The 15638-nt window shown below is 32.1% G+C and carries 12 protein-coding genes; all 12 read right to left on the bottom strand.

The genetic code is table 11. The features are described from left to right. Positions 1 to 61 precede the first annotated feature (61 nt). Complete coding sequence (gene thrS / locus MUA60_RS06550; protein ID WP_204976727.1) at positions 62 to 1990, bottom strand: threonine--tRNA ligase; 1929 nt, start codon at positions 1988 to 1990, stop codon at positions 62 to 64. Positions 1991 to 2304: 314 nt separating this feature from the next. Further along, positions 2305 to 3225, bottom strand: coding sequence for a primosomal protein DnaI (gene dnaI / locus MUA60_RS06545; protein ID WP_262650320.1), 921 nt, complete (start codon positions 3223 to 3225; stop codon positions 2305 to 2307). After that, positions 3225 to 4607 carry a replicative helicase loading/DNA remodeling protein DnaB gene (locus MUA60_RS06540; RefSeq protein ID WP_262650319.1) on the bottom strand — a complete coding sequence of 461 codons (1383 nt, stop codon included), beginning with the start codon at positions 4605 to 4607 and terminating at the stop codon, positions 3225 to 3227. The genes dnaI and MUA60_RS06540 overlap by 1 nt, the downstream gene beginning before the upstream one ends. Positions 4608 to 4618: 11 nt before the next feature. Beyond that, a complete protein-coding gene (nrdR, locus tag MUA60_RS06535) occupies positions 4619 to 5077 on the bottom strand; it encodes a transcriptional regulator NrdR (RefSeq protein ID WP_025904300.1) in 459 nt (152 codons plus the stop codon). Between the two features lie 178 nt (positions 5078 to 5255). Next, a complete protein-coding gene (locus MUA60_RS06530; protein WP_262650318.1) occupies positions 5256 to 6290 on the bottom strand; it encodes a glyceraldehyde-3-phosphate dehydrogenase in 1035 nt (344 codons plus the stop codon). 162 nt (positions 6291 to 6452) lie between these two features. Next, on the bottom strand, positions 6453 to 7049 hold the full coding sequence (gene coaE / locus MUA60_RS06525; protein ID WP_262650317.1) for a dephospho-CoA kinase: 597 nt from the start codon (positions 7047 to 7049) through the stop codon (positions 6453 to 6455). Between the two features lie 8 nt (positions 7050 to 7057). Then, complete coding sequence (gene mutM / locus MUA60_RS06520) at positions 7058 to 7930, bottom strand: bifunctional DNA-formamidopyrimidine glycosylase/DNA-(apurinic or apyrimidinic site) lyase (RefSeq protein WP_262650316.1); 873 nt, start codon at positions 7928 to 7930, stop codon at positions 7058 to 7060. Positions 7931 to 7951: 21 nt separating this feature from the next. Continuing rightward, complete coding sequence (polA, locus tag MUA60_RS06515) at positions 7952 to 10573, bottom strand: DNA polymerase I (RefSeq protein ID WP_262650314.1); 2622 nt, start codon at positions 10571 to 10573, stop codon at positions 7952 to 7954. Between the two features lie 248 nt (positions 10574 to 10821). Continuing rightward, positions 10822 to 12528 carry a two-component system histidine kinase PnpS gene (gene pnpS / locus MUA60_RS06510; protein ID WP_262650313.1) on the bottom strand — a complete coding sequence of 569 codons (1707 nt, stop codon included), beginning with the start codon at positions 12526 to 12528 and terminating at the stop codon, positions 10822 to 10824. Continuing rightward, on the bottom strand, positions 12521 to 13231 hold the full coding sequence (locus MUA60_RS06505) for a response regulator transcription factor (RefSeq protein WP_078355898.1): 711 nt from the start codon (positions 13229 to 13231) through the stop codon (positions 12521 to 12523). The genes pnpS and MUA60_RS06505 overlap by 8 nt, the downstream gene beginning before the upstream one ends. Before the next feature lie 144 nt (positions 13232 to 13375). Next, a complete protein-coding gene (gene mdh / locus MUA60_RS06500; RefSeq protein ID WP_262650311.1) occupies positions 13376 to 14308 on the bottom strand; it encodes a malate dehydrogenase in 933 nt (310 codons plus the stop codon). A 61-nt stretch (positions 14309 to 14369) separates the two neighbouring features. Next, the gene (gene icd / locus MUA60_RS06495; RefSeq protein ID WP_262650309.1) at positions 14370 to 15638 is read right to left on the bottom strand and encodes an NADP-dependent isocitrate dehydrogenase; all 1269 of its coding nucleotides are present in this window, start codon (positions 15636 to 15638) and stop codon (positions 14370 to 14372) included.

Below are 15638 nucleotides of genomic sequence, written 5' to 3'. Positions count from 1 at the left end.
TATTTAATTAAATTTCACTATTAAAACTATACCCGATGATTCCAGAAATTTCAATAGGATATTACTTTTTTAGTCGAATTTCATCCACTATATTCCAGATGAATTCGTCTTTTTCAACAGTTTTTGAATCTTTAGATCCATACTGACGTACATTTACTTCTTGGTTTTCTACTTCTTTATCACCGACAACGATTTGGTACGGTATTTTTTTCATTTGTGCTTCACGAATTTTATATCCCATTTTTTCGTTACGGTCGTCAATATGAACACGTACACCTTGAGATTTTAATTCATCGTTTAATGCTCTTGCATAATCGTAATGTAAGTCAACATTTACAGGTATAATTTCCACTTGTTTTGGTGCTAACCAAAGTGGGAATGCACCTTTAGTTTCTTCTATTAAGAATGCAGTAAATCTTTCCATAGTAGAAATTACACCTCTATGAATAACAACTGGACGGTGTTCTTCACCATCATTACCGATATAAGTTAAATCAAATTTTTGTGGCAATAAGAAATCTATTTGAGCAGTAGATAGTGTTTCTTCTTTACCCATTGCTGTTTTAACTTGAACGTCTAATTTAGGGCCATAGAATGCCGCTTCACCGATTGCTTCTTCATATGGTAATGCCATCTCATCGATTACTTCTTTAAGAACCGCTTGTGCTTTATTCCACATTTCGTCATCGTCGAAGTATTTTTCTTTATCTTCTGGATCACGATAACTTAATCTGAATTTATAATCCTCGAAACCAAAATCTTTATACACATCAAGAATCATGTTAACAACGCGTTTAAATTCTTCTTTAATTTGGTCTGGACGAACAAAGATATGCGCATCATTTAAAGTCATACCTCTAACACGTTGTAAACCTGATACTGCACCACTTGCTTCATATCTATGCATCATACCTAATTCAGCTATACGAATTGGTAACTCTCTATATGAATGACGACTATTTTTATAAATCATCATGTGATGTGGACAGTTCATAGGTCTAAGCACAAGTTCTTCATTACCTAAATCCATTGGAGGGAACATATCTTCGTGATAGTGATCCCAATGTCCAGATCTCTTGTAGAAATCTACATTAGCCATAATTGGTGTATACACGTGGTCATAGCCCATTGCGACTTCTTTATCTACAATATAACGTTCTAATTCACGTCTAATTGTCGCACCATTTGGTAACCATAAAGGTAATCCAGCACCAACATCTTGATTAGTAGTAAATAATTCTAGTTCTCTACCAATTTTACGGTGATCACGTTCTTTTCTTTCTTCTAATACTTTCAAGTATGCTTTTAATTCTTTTTTATCAAAGAATGCTGTACCATAAATACGTTGCAACATCTTATTGTTTGAGTCACCTCTCCAATAAGCACCTGCAGTAGATAACAATTTGAATTCTTTAATTTTTGAAGTTGAAGGAACATGTACGCCTCGACATAAATCTGTAAATTCACCTTGAGAATAAAGTGTTACATTTTCGTCTTCAGGAATAGCATCGATTAACTCTAATTTATATTCATCATTTTTAAAGAATGCTTTCGCTTCATCGCGACTTACAACTTTACGTTCAATTTTAAAGTTTTCATTCACAATTTGTTTCATTTCTTTTTCAATTGTTTCAAAGTCGTCACTAGAAATTTTATGTTCTGTATCAACGTCGTAGTAGAAACCACCTTCGATTACAGGACCTACACCAAACTTCACATCTCCATATAATCTTTGTAAAGCTTGTGCCATTAAATGTGCAGTTGAATGTCTTAACACTTCTAAAGCTTCGTCGCTTCCAGGTGTAACGATTTCAATTTCCCCATCATTTTCTAAAGGTCTTGTTAAATCTACTAATTGTCCATTAAATTTACCAGCTACAGCTTTTTTTCTTAAACCTGGGCTAATAGATTGAGCGATTTCTTCAGTAGTTGTGCCTTGTTCAAACCCTTTCACATTACCATCCGGAAACTTAATATTTATCTCACTCATAACGACTTCCTCCTCTTTTTTATTAAAGAACACAAAAAAGAGACCTCATCCAAAGGGACGAAATCTCTCGCGGTACCACCCTCATTAACGCACTTAACGTATAAGTACGATAACTCTACATAAGATAACGGTCTTGAGCCGAATGTGGATTAACACATCATGTATTGAGGGAGTAACCATTTATATTGCATTATCTCAATTTCAGCTCAATGAGACTCTCTGTGAATGCTTTATAGACGTCATGTCCTCTAAATTTGTATATTCATTTAAGATAATTCAATTATACAACTCTACTGTAAAATATCAAGCTAAAATTAAGCGCGATAGTTTTTACCATCTAGCTCATATGGTTCAGAGATTGTTTTAATACGTTCCATTATTCGACTAGCCTTCGTTATTTCTGAACCTTGGCGTGTTTTGCTCAAATGAAATTCTAATTCTTCAAAGTTAAAATTTGAACTAAAGAATGTAGGTAATTTATGGACCATTCTATAATGCAATAATGGACCCAATATTTCATCACGGACCCATGGCGTCAGTTCTTCTGCACCAACATCATCTAACATCAATACTTTAGCTTCACGAGCCGCTTCAAATCGACTACTGAACGAACCATCATTAAATCCATTTTTAAGCACTCTAATAAATTCAGGTAAATATATAATTGTAGAAGGTTGCTTTTTGACTTTTAACTGATTTGAAATTGCACCTAATATATATGATTTACCCGTTCCGAATGATCCATGTATATATAGTCCTTTAACTTCTTCACCTGCTACGATTTTATTGCAGATATCCATAGCTTTCTTAATGATTTGCATTCGAGACTCATTTTCGATGTAGATATCTTTAATTGTCGCTTTCAACGTTTCTTCTGGCATTTGGAATGATGTCACTAAACTTGATTCAAACCTTTGTTCATCATATTCAATTTTATTCGGACAAGGTAAGTATCTTGTTTTGATGTGGTCATTCTCAATGTATAGTTCAGGTACATGACCTTTCACAAAGTTGATACAAGTGCCATAACTACCACATTTCTCACAACATTTCGATTGATCTTTATACGCTTGTAATTGATCTAAATCTCTATCAATCATTTCGTTCGTTAATTCAGATTGATGTTCTTCTAAAAATGCCTTTACCTCTTTATGAGACAATGTATCTTTTTTAATTTTTTCTAATCGTTTTTGAAAATCTTTATTTTGTTTTAAATGTTGTCCAAGTGGTTCCATTATTGATCACCTTCTTTCCAAAAAGCTTCCATTTCTTTTTGAAGCGCTTGTTTTCTTTTTTCAAACGCAGCATCAGATTCATGATCATTTTGTTTCTCTTCTTTAGTTGATTCAGAAGATTTTTGTTTTAATAACCATTCTGGTGTCTTTTCAATTGATTTTAATTTATAAGGGTTATTTGCATTATTTTTACGTTCTTTTTTCTTCTCAGCTTTTTGTTTATCAAGATTTTTAACATAATGATAGGCTTCTTCAGCTGAAGATAATTTAAGTTTCTTCCAATTCGAAGCAATTTCTTCAATATATGCTTTCGGTAATTGCATATTATTTTTAAACATTACATACTCTAACAAGATGTTAATTACACCATACGGTAATTTTTCGCGTGTAATAATATCTTCAACAGTTCTCTTTTGTGCAATTGTTGGTTCAGATTGCGTAAATGATGATAACACGTCTATTGGACTTGTCGTATCCAACAATTCAAACCATGACAACAAAGAGTTCACTTCGCTGTTTTCAGAATGCGTATTTACTTTAGGTTTTTCATTTTTTAAATCTAAAGTCGGCAATTTACCTTCATGCTCGATTTGATAGATTGTGCGCGCATGTTTTCTTAAATCTTGTAGTGAAATCGTTTGGTTCTCTGTAATGGATTTTAAGATAATAGATTTCATTTCAACCGGTGTAATACCGTATAACGTAGCGATTTGTATGATGACTTCTTTCGTCTGTTTATTTAAAATCTCTTTAGAAATTAAATGATTACTCAACAATAATTCTAACATTTCAAAATCAAATTGAACGTCTGACAAATCGAGTCCTTTACTTTTATATTCAGGTCGAATATTGATATCATCTTGTTGTTCAACATTCGTCAACTTTGGCACTTTAAATACATCAGTAAAGCTCTTAGTCACTTCATGAAAGCCTTGTGTCGTCACACTGTCATCTTTATATCTATTTTTTAACCTAATATATCTCGCCTTACCAATTTGTTGATATAAAAATACAGATAATAAAGGATCATTAAAGAATTGCTCTGCTGTAGCAGGTTGCTCTAATTGATAAATAAATGATTGCGCTTCTTGATTCGTCTTAAAATACGTCTTCAGTAAGCCGATACCCTCTAACAAGTCTAAAGCATCTCTAAAGCTAGACAGATTAATTCTTAAATCATTCATAATTGTATAATGATTATACGCTTCTGTTTCATGATGATAATTAAACTGCGATAAATATAAATAAACACCAATTGCATCAGTTCCGATTAATGGCGTATATAAACTAACTAATATATCCTGATGTACATGTGTATAATTATAATTCGATTCAACATAGAAGCCATCACTTGGCTTGATACCACTAAAATATTCCGCCATTAATACTCACCTTACTTTCGGTCTTTCAATATGCCTTGCATAGACTTTAATAATTGATCGACATCTTTAAATTCTCTATATACTGATGCAAATCTTACATAAGATACTTGATCGACATCCATTAAATGTTCCATAACTTTTTCACCGATATCATTTGAAGATACTTCTGTGTTACCTTCAGATCTTAATTCTTTTTCAACTTGATTTGTAATTTCTTCTAATTTTTGATAAGCAACCGGTCTTTTTTCACAAGAACGTACTAAACCGTTTAATATTTTATCTCTATTAAATGTTTGTCTTGCGCCGTCTTTTTTTACGACGATTAAAGGTGTGAGCTCTACTCTTTCAAAAGTTGTGAAACGAAATCCACATGATTCACATTCTCTTCGTCGTCTAATTGCTACTAAATCATCCGCGTGTCTAGAGTCTACAACTTTGGAATTTTCATATTTACAGTTTGGACATCTCATTCGTTTCACCCCTTATATACTTATTACATAGATTGATTATACAGTAGTTTGTTATTTTTTTAAACGCTCACTACTTTTCAAAATGCACTTATAGATACTTAACAGTATTATTATTAAATAAAAAACGTAATGCGGTATTTAATTTACCACATTACGTTTTAATTGTAACTTATATCACTTATGAAATTTTTTGTTCTCTCACTTCTGAAAGTATTTGAGCAATTTGTTCTGCTAGTTCAACAACTCTCATTGAGTAGCCCCATTCATTATCATACCAAGCAAGTACTTTCACTTTATTATCTGCAATGACCATTGTAGATTGTTCGTCAACGATTGCTGAATGTGGATTCGTTTTGAAATCAATTGAAACAAGTGGCTCATCATTAACATCCATAATCCCTTTTAATGGTCCATTACTAGCTTGACGTAATGCTTCATTTACTTCTTCAACTGTTACATTTTGTTTTAAATCCACAACTAAATCTACTAGTGAAACATTAGACGTTGGTACCCTTAATGCCATTCCATGCATTTTACCTTCTAATTCAGGTAGTACAAGTGACAATGCTTTTGCTGCACCTGTTGAAGTTGGAATGATACTATCCGTACAAGAACGTGCTCTTCTCAAATCTTTATGAGGATTATCTAAGTTCTTTTGGTCATTCGTAAATGCATGTACAGTTGTCATTAAACCATTTTCGATTCCAAATGTATCATTTAAAACTTTGGCTACTGGGCTTAAACAATTTGTTGTACAAGATGCATTTGACACAATATCAAAATCATTTAAATCGAGTGCATCGTCATTCACACCTCTAACAATTGTTTGAACATGTCCACCTTTAGATGGCCCCGTTAAAATAACTTTTTTAGCGCCAGCGTCAATATGTGCGATAGCTTTATCTCCATGATTAAATTTACCAGTTGCTTCTATAACAATATCAATTCCTAAAGTTCCCCACGGTAATAATTTAGGATTTCTTTCAGATACAAGTAAAATTTTATGACCATCAATAATGATGCCATCTTCAACTGCTTTAATTTCTCCATCTAATTTGCCATGCGTAGAATCATATTTAATTAAATGAGCAATTGTTTCTGGTGGATATGAAGCATTAATAGCCACAATATTTAAATCATTTGATTTAAGTGCACCTCTTAAGACCATTCTTCCAATTCTTCCTAAACCATTAATTGCGATATTTTTCTTCATAGTCGAGAACCCCTTTTAATGTGATATACTATTTGTTGCAATTAGTATATCACATTAAAAGTTTGTTGAAAACGTTTTCTATTATCTTTTTCTAAAATAAATTAAAAAAGTGGATGAATAACAAATGCTATTCATCCACTTTCATTTTAATCTTATTTAATTTTAAAGATTTAATGCCTTACTTTTAAGTAAAGCATTAATATTATAGTGTAAGTCGTCTAAAGATCCATTGTTATCAATAATACAATCAGCTAATGCTTTCTTTTCATCTATTGGTATTTGTGATTGAATTCTTGCTTCTGCTTCTTCATCACTTAACTGATTACGTTCTTTAAGTCGTTGTATTTGAGTTTCTTCATCTGTATAAACTAACCATGTTTCATCGACTGTATTTTGCAGTTTGTTCTCAAACAATAACGGAATATCCATAATGACATTTTTACCATGACTTAATGCCGCTTCTTTTTCTTTATCCATTATTGTTCTTACTATTGGGTGAATGATATTGTTTAGTTTTTCTCGCATTGTCGGATCTTTAAATACAATAGATCCAACATATTGTCTATTCATTTCACCATCTATAATCGCTTTTTCTCCAAATACTTCTTTAACTTGTTGTAGACCAACGCTACCTTTTTCGACTGCTTTTCGACTAGCTACATCGGCATCTACTATACAAAACCCTTTATCTTTTAAAATACGAGATACTGTAGACTTTCCAGTTGCAATACCTCCAGTTAAACCTATTACTTTCGCCATTTTTACACCTACTTTTGACAATTTGGACAATAGTGTGTATTTCTTGTAGCAATGACTTTTTGTAATACTTGCCCGCCACATTGACCACACACTTTTTTACCATATATTCTATGCTTTTCTTGCATTGTCCCTTTTTCACCATCTGCATTATAGTAATCAGATATACTTGAACCTCCGTTATCAATACCTTCTTTTAACACGTTAACCACTTCATCAAAGACCGCTTTACGTTCTTTTGAAGTTAAGTCTTTCACTGGTCTCATCGGAAGAACGCCAGCTCTTAACAAGGCTTCACAAGCATAAATGTTACCGCAACCTGATATAACTGTATGATCCAATATCGCGACTTTAATTGGTTTATTTATAAATTTATTTGACAATACTTTATTTAAGTAATGTTGGTACGCTTCTTCTACAAACGGTTCTGGTGCAATTTTTAAGACTGAAGGATATTCACTTAAATCTTCCAATGCTCTTAGTTCACCGAACCTTCTAATATCTGTGTAAATAAGCTGTAATCCGTTATCTAATTCAAATATAACGTGCCAATGCTTTCTATGATTATCAACTTCAATATGACTTAATTCTGGAACTGTAAAGAATGCCCCCGTCATACCGAAGTGACACATGATAACATTGCCATTTTCACCGTTATCAATTTCCATAAAAATATATTTACTTCTACGATAGACACTCATAATCTTGTAATGTTCAGTACGTTCTTTGAATACAGCTAATGAACTACCTTTTATAATTGTTTCTTTACCTGTCGATTTGCCCACTTCAACTTTTTCTGAAAATGTTACTTTTTGTATTGTGGCACCGACAATTTTAGGTTCTATCACTTTTTTAACACTTTCTACTTCTGGTAACTCTGGCATATATAATCTTCTTTCCTATTATTATTTAGCATCATACCAAGTTTGTCCTGAACTAGATTCTACACTTAATGGTACAGATAACTCGAGTGCATTATCCATGATGTCTTCTACAAACGGTTGGAATGCTTCTAATTCATCTTCTGGTACTTCAAATATTAACTCATCGTGTACTTGTAATAATAATTTAGCTTTAAAATCTTTATCTTTCATTTTGTTCGCAAATTGTACCATTGCTAATTTAATAATATCCGCTGCACTACCTTGAATTGGTGTATTCATAGCTGTTCTCTCAGCAAAACTTCTTAGATTAAAGTTACGATTTGTGATGTCTGGTGTATATCTTCTTCTATGAAGTAGCGTTTCTACATAACCTTTTTGTTTAGCATCTTGTACGATTGTATCCATGTATTCTTTTACTTTAGGGAAACTATCTAAGTAATCATCAATAAATTGCTTAGCAGCTTTTCTTGTAATGCCTAAACTTTGACTTAAACCATAGTCACTAATACCATACACAATACCAAAGTTAACTGCTTTTGCTTGTATTCTCATATTTGAAGTTACTTCGTCTTTACTGACATTGAACACACGCATTGCAGTTGTCGTATGAATATCTTCATTAGCAGTAAAGGCTTCTTTCATATGCTCGTCACCAGTAATATCTGCTAATACACGTAATTCGATTTGAGAATAGTCAGCAGCAAATATAACGTGATTCTCTTTACTTGGTCTAAATGCTTTTCTAATTTTTCTACCTTCTTCTAATCTTATAGGTATGTTTTGTAGATTAGGATCTACAGAACTTAAACGACCCGTTTGAGCTAATGTTTGATTAAATCTCGTATGAATCTTACCTTCAGACGTAATCATTTTTTGCAATCCTTCAATATAAGTAGATTGAAGTTTAGCGAGCTGTCTATAGACTAATATATCTTCAATAATTGGATGTTCATTACGCAATTGTTCTAACACATCAACTGCAGTTGAGTATCCAGTCTTTGTCTTTTTAATAATTGGTAGTTTTAAATCTTCAAATAATACGACACCTAACTGTTTTGGTGAATTAATATTGAATTCCAAACCGGCATGATGATGAATTTTTTCAATCAATTTATCGATACGTACTTTCAAGTCTTCTTGCATTTCAACTAAAGTATCTTTATCAACCGTTATACCGATATATTCCATTTCAGCTAATACACGTGCTAACGGTAATTCTAAGTCATCGTGTAAACTCAATTGATCTTTTTCATCTAGTAATTGTATCATTTTATCTTTTGTTTCATAAACTGCCGTTACCTTTTTAGCGATACTTTCAAAAAGCATATCTTGTTCTGGGACGTGTAACTTTTTACCTTTGCCATATATACTTTCGTCATTCGGTACATAATAAATGCCAAATTCTGATACGACTGAGTATACATCATCAATTGTTCTAGAAGGATCTAAAATATAACTCGCTAACATTGTATCGAACTGAATTCCATTAATTTCAATACCTAATCTTTTACATATTATAATCGTCTTTTTAGCGTCATAAGTTGCAAATGTTACTTGATCATTTTCAAGCCATTGCTGTAATTTTTTATGTTCTTTTAAAACATCAGGAGAAACAACATAAGTTTCGTCATTTGCATGAATCGCAAATCCAAGTATATCTGCTTTTAAATAATTAGCTTCGTTCGTTTCAAAATGAATAGCCGCTTCAGTTACATTATCAAAATCAAAGTCATCAATATCAGTTGAGTATTTAATCTCTCGGTCATCTGTTGCTTCAGCACTTGCATCCATTTGATCAAACAATTGTTTGAATTCTAATGTCTTAAATAACTTTATCTTCTCGTCATTACTTTGATCCGTAAGCTTCAAGTCATCAATTGTGACTTCTACAGGCGACTCACGATTAATCGTAGCAAGCTCTTTACTTAACTTAGCATTGTCTTCGTTATCTATTAATTTTTCTTTCATTTTTGATTTCTTTAACTCATTAATATTTTCATAAACACCTTCTACAGTCTCAAACTGTTTCAGTAATTTAATCGCTGTCTTCTCACCAATTCCAGGCACACCTGGTATATTATCTGACTTATCACCCATAAGCCCTTTCATATCAATAATTTGGTTAGGTACTAAACCATCATATTTTTCAGCGATAAATTCAGGCGTATAATGATCAATATCTGTTACACCTTTTTTAGTATAATAAATCGTTACATTTTCACTTGCTAACTGAGTTAAATCTCGGTCACCCGTAATGATGATTGTCTTAATATTTTTCTCATCTGCTTCACGAGATAATGTACCGATAATATCATCCGCTTCATAATTTTCTAATTCATAATGTTTAATATGATAACTTTCCACAAGTTGACGGATATATGGTAATTGGCTTCTTAATTCATCAGGCGTCTTCTCACGACCACCTTTATATTCACTGTACATATTATTTCTGAAGGTTGTTTTTCCAGCATCAAAAGCAACCATAAAATGAGTTGGTTCTTCTTCTTTAATTATTTTATCTAAAATCATCGTAAAACCATATATAGCATTCGTATAAACGCCAGCTTTATTTGTTAATAACGGCAAAGCAAAAAATGCTCTAAATGATAAACTATTACCATCAATCAGTACCAATTTTTCCACGATAAGATACCTCCATCTTTATATTGATTATATTTTATCATATCTCACTATATAATAAGATTGTTTCGCATAAATAAAACGTTATCATAGATTAATGATATTAATTGTTACACCAACCTTTAATTTTTCACAAAAAAAAACGAAATACGCAATGTATTTCGCATAATCATCAAAATGAAGGGGTCTATCTTTATTCTATTTGTTCATGATTAATTCAATATGAATAAATTGTAAAGATTATATGAAGATTACTTATTAAAGAGTTTCACAATAAAGTTAGATCCTTTTCCAACTTCTGATTCTACTTTGATTTGTCCATTATGTGCTTCTACAATATGTTTCGTAATGGATAAACCAAGTCCTGTTCCTCCTGAATCTCTACTACGCGCTTTATCTACACGATAAAATCTTTCGAAAATTCGTTTTTGTTCATCTTTAGATATACCTATACCATTATCTTTCACAGAAATGATTTGACCATCATCTACTTCTTTAATCGTTATAATAACTTCACTAGATTTCGGTGAATAACTAATGGCATTCGATAATAAATTAATCAACACTTGTGTTAACTTATCTTTATCTCCGTATCCATACACTTCTTTATCAATACGATTTGTAATGTGAATATCTTTTTTAGTAGCAACATTGGATACTGTATTAATCGAATGTTCACCAATTTCTGTTAATGATATTTGTTCTTTCGGTATCTCGCTATTTTGTTCGATTTTTGATAACTCGAGTAAATCTTGAACAAGTGATTGAATTCGATTAGATTCATCTAACATGATATTTAAGAACATATCTAACGATTCAGGATTATTTTTAGCACCATCTAATAATGTTTCAGCACATCCTTTTATCGATGTAATTGGTGTTCTTAATTCATGAGATACATTAGCCACAAAATCTTTTCGCATATGTTCTAATTTTTTCAACTTCGTTATATCATGCATAACGACAACTAAACCTAATAGATTTCGTTTTTTTCGAGATAATACTGGAATAACTGAAACTTCAAAGAACTTATTATGTACATCATTGATATACATTTCGACTTGTTCATACATAGGTTTTTCTAATTTTAAAGCTTCGTTCATCATCTGTATAATCTCAACATTAGGCATTGCTTCTTTAAATAACTGTCCTTCAGAATAACTGTCTCTATCAAATAAGTCATGATACGTTTTGTTTGCAATGACAATATAACCTTCTCTATCTAACATTAAAATTGCACTTGGAATATTCTCTAAAGTCGTTTCCAATCGATTACGTTGCAATTTCTGTTCATTATTTAAATTATCTAATGTTCTAGCAAGTTCATTCGTATTAACAAAGAGTTCTTTCGTTTCTTTCACATTACTTTCTGGCACTCTGACACGATATTTACCAGAAGCTAATAATTTAGTAGCATATGTCACTTCTTTAATTGGATGAATATAAGAAGTGTTAATATATCGAACGACAAAATAGATTAAAGGTAATGTAAAACATAAGACTATTAATAAATATTTCCAGATATCTTTTTGAATAATTGCTATCGTATCTGTATGTTTTGCAATGACAACTGTATAATCACCATACGTTCTTGCATACATGACTTCAGATTCTGACTTATCTACTGCGAAGTATTCATCAAATGCTTTTGCATCAGATAAAGCTTGCTTTTTATTTTGATTAAATATGTTTGTATCTTTTTTACTTGAACTATATAACACACGTCCATCTTTTTGCAGTAAAATATCTTGATTAAACACACTCAAAATATCTTTAAGATTTTCAGGATTATTTTTTGCAATATCATAAACTTTTTTGGATTCAGTCTTTAATAATTTTTGCTGTTGTTTAGAAATTAAATCGTAACTAGAATTATGAAGGAAAAAACCTAATATAAGAAAACTTACAACAGTAACCGTTGTAAGTATAATTAGTAATTTATTATAGAACTTAATCATTATTCTTAGGTCTTTCTAGCTTATAGCCTAAACCTCTCACCGTTTTAATGAATTGAGGTTGCTTAGGATTTTCTTCAAGTTTATCCCTCAAATGACTAATGTGCACATCGACTATTCTAGAGTCTCCAGCAAATTCATAATTCCAGACAGAATTCAACATATGTTCTCTAGTTATCACACGACCTTGTCTCTCAATAAGGTAAAGTAAAAGTTCGAATTCTTTTGGTGTCAATTCTAATAATTCATCATTTCTATACACTTCAAAGAAGTCTGGTCTAATTCTAATTGCACCAAGAATAATATCTTCATCTTCATCTAAGTTTTTATTTTCAACTTGCCCAACGCGTCTTAATATAGCTTTAACACGTGCTACAACTTCACGAGGTGAAAATGGTTTAGTCATATAATCATCTGCACCTAATTCTAGACCTAACACTCTATCAAATTCATCGTCTTTAGCTGTAAGCATAAGAATCGGAACTTGGTTTTTATCTGATCGAATCGTTTTACAAACTTCAATTCCATCTTTCTCAGGTAACATTACATCTAATACTACTAAATCTGGTTTCTCTTCATTTACTTTCTCTAACGCTTGAACTCCATCATAAGCTACAATTACTTGGTAACCAGCTTGTTCTATATTATATTTAAGCAATGTAACGATAGATTGCTCATCGTCTACTACCAATACTTTTTGTGACATTCAAGGTCCTCCTTAAGCGATTTAATATAATTATAACTTAAATTATTAAAAAAATAATGGTTATTTAGAGAACTTTACAAAAAGTTAACACTAGCTAAATAAAATAGACGCATTCAAAGCAGAATGCGTCTTTTAACTGTTATTTTATTGTAAAATATTCTTCACTGCTTCAACAGATTGAGCAGATTCATCTAGTAATTGTTTTTCTTCGTCAGTTAAGTCTAACTCAATGACTTTTTCAATACCATTAGAACCTAATACAGTTGGTACACCTAAATAAATGTCTTGATAACCATATTCGCCCTCTAAATAAGCAATTGAAGGTAATACTCTCTTTTGATCCTTCAATATTGCTTCTGTCATTTCAATTAAAGCTGCTCCTGGAGCATAATATGCTGAACCATTACCAAGTAAGTTAACGATCTCAGCTCCACCTTTTCTTGTTCTATCAACAATTTCAGTAATTTTTTCTTCAGATAATAACTTTTCTAAAGGTACGCCACCAGCTGCTGAGTATCTAATAAGTGGAACCATTGTATCTCCATGACCACCTAATACAAATCCTGTTACATCTTTAACAGAAAGATCTAATGCTTCAGCAACAAATGTTCTAAATCTAGCAGTATCTAATACGCCAGATTGACCAATCACGCGCTCTTTCGGAAATCCTGACTCTTTATATACTGTATAAGTCATTGCATCAACTGGATTTGTTAAGACTAAGATAACGCAATTAGGTGAATATTTAACAATTTCTTTCGTTACGGATTTCATAACATTTTGATTTGTTTGTACTAAATCATCACGTGACATTCCAGGCTTTCTTGCAATCCCCGCTGTAATAATGACGACATCTGAATCTTTTGTATCTTCATAATTAGCAGTTCCCGTTACTTTTGAATCAAAGCCTAATACAGGTGCACTTTCTGCAATATCTAACGCTTTACCTTTTGTTGGATTTTCAGATTGAGGCATATCAACAAGTACAATATCACCTAACTCTTTTTGAGCTGCTATAAATGCAGCTGTAGCGCCAGTAAATCCTGTTCCAATAATTGAAATTTTCTTTCTTGCCATGTTGTTCATCTCCTTATAATAAAAGGAAGGTTATTAAATAACCTTCCTCAAATAACATCTATTATGGTAAATTTTTAATTAATTCATCAGCGAATTCTGAAGATTTAACTTCAGTTGCGCCATCCATTAAACGAGCAAAGTCATATGTTACTACTTTAGAAGCAATTGTAGCTTCAACAGATTGAGTTACTTTATCAGCAGCTTCTTGCCAACCTAAGTGTTCTAACATTAATACACCACTTAATAATACTGATGAAGGGTTAACTTTATCTAAACCAGCATATTTAGGAGCTGTACCGTGTGTCGCTTCGAAAATTGCATGTCCTGTTTCGTAGTTAATGTTTGCACCAGGTGCAATACCAATACCACCAACTTGAGCTGCTAATGCATCTGAAATGTAGTCACCATTTAAGTTCATAGTAGCTACTACATCAAATTCAGCAGGACGTGTTAAAATTTGTTGTAAGAAGATATCAGCGATAGAATCTTTGATAATTAATTTACCTTCAGCCTCTGCATCTGATTGTGCTTTATTAGCAGCATCTTTACCTTCTTCTTCAACAATTTTATCATATTGTTGCCAAGTAAATACACGATCTCCGAATTCACGTTCAGCTAAATCGTAACCCCATTTTTTGAATGCACCTTCAGTGAATTTCATGATGTTACCTTTATGAACTAATGTAACATTTCTACGATTATTATCGAATGCATAGTTAATTGCTGCTCTTACTAATCTTTCAGTACCTTCTTTAGAAACTGGTTTAATACCGATACCTGAAGTTTCAGGGAATCTGATATTTTTAGCACCCATTTCATTTTGTAAGAAGTCTATAACTTTTTTAGCTTCATCTGAGCCTTCTTGGAATTCAATACCAGCATAAATATCTTCAGTATTTTCACGGAAGATAACCATATCTGTATCTTCAGGACGTTTAACTGGTGAAGGAACACCTTTAAACCAACGTACCGGACGTAGACAAGTGAATAAATCTAACTCTTGACGTAAAGCAACGTTTAATGAACGAATTCCGCCACCAATTGGTGTAGTTAATGGACCTTTAATAGCGATTAAATATTCTTTAATCGTTTCTAAAGTTTCGTTTGGTAACCATTCACCTGTTTCATCGAATGCTTTTTGACCTGCTAATACTTCTTTCCATTCGATTTTCTTTTCGCCATTATATGCTTTTTCTACAGCTGTATCTAATACTCTACTTGCAGCATTCCAGATATCTGGTCCAATTCCATCCCCGATAATAAATGGGATAACTGGATTATTTGGAACATTTAGAACGCCTTGATTTGTTGTAATTTTTTCTGCTGTCAT

The organism is Mammaliicoccus sciuri, assembly GCF_025561425.1.
GTDB classification, from domain to species: Bacteria; Bacillota; Bacilli; order Staphylococcales; family Staphylococcaceae; genus Mammaliicoccus; species Mammaliicoccus sciuri_A.
The sequence above is the reverse complement of the archived record's forward strand: the minus strand, read 5'-3'. Positions and strand labels throughout refer to the sequence as shown.

Excerpts from the sequence above, each read along its gene's own strand:
- thrS (WP_204976727.1), bottom strand. The coding sequence starts at position 1,990 with ATGAGTGAGATAAATATTAAGTTTCCGGATGGTAATGTGAAAGGGTTT.
- dnaI (WP_262650320.1), bottom strand. The coding sequence starts at position 3,225 with ATGGAACCACTTGGACAACATTTAAAACAAAATAAAGATTTTCAAAAA.
- MUA60_RS06540 (WP_262650319.1), bottom strand. The coding sequence starts at position 4,607 with ATGGCGGAATATTTTAGTGGTATCAAGCCAAGTGATGGCTTCTATGTT.
- nrdR (WP_025904300.1), bottom strand. The coding sequence starts at position 5,077 with ATGAGATGTCCAAACTGTAAATATGAAAATTCCAAAGTTGTAGACTCT.
- MUA60_RS06530 (WP_262650318.1), bottom strand. The coding sequence starts at position 6,290 with ATGAAGAAAAATATCGCAATTAATGGTTTAGGAAGAATTGGAAGAATG.
- coaE (WP_262650317.1), bottom strand. The coding sequence starts at position 7,049 with ATGGCGAAAGTAATAGGTTTAACTGGAGGTATTGCAACTGGAAAGTCT.
- mutM (WP_262650316.1), bottom strand. The coding sequence starts at position 7,930 with ATGCCAGAGTTACCAGAAGTAGAAAGTGTTAAAAAAGTGATAGAACCT.
- pnpS (WP_262650313.1), bottom strand. The coding sequence starts at position 12,528 with ATGATTAAGTTCTATAATAAATTACTAATTATACTTACAACGGTTACT.
- MUA60_RS06505 (WP_078355898.1), bottom strand. The coding sequence starts at position 13,231 with ATGTCACAAAAAGTATTGGTAGTAGACGATGAGCAATCTATCGTTACA.
- mdh (WP_262650311.1), bottom strand. The coding sequence starts at position 14,308 with ATGGCAAGAAAGAAAATTTCAATTATTGGAACAGGATTTACTGGCGCT.
- icd (WP_262650309.1), bottom strand. The coding sequence starts at position 15,638 with ATGACAGCAGAAAAAATTACAACAAATCAAGGCGTTCTAAATGTTCCA.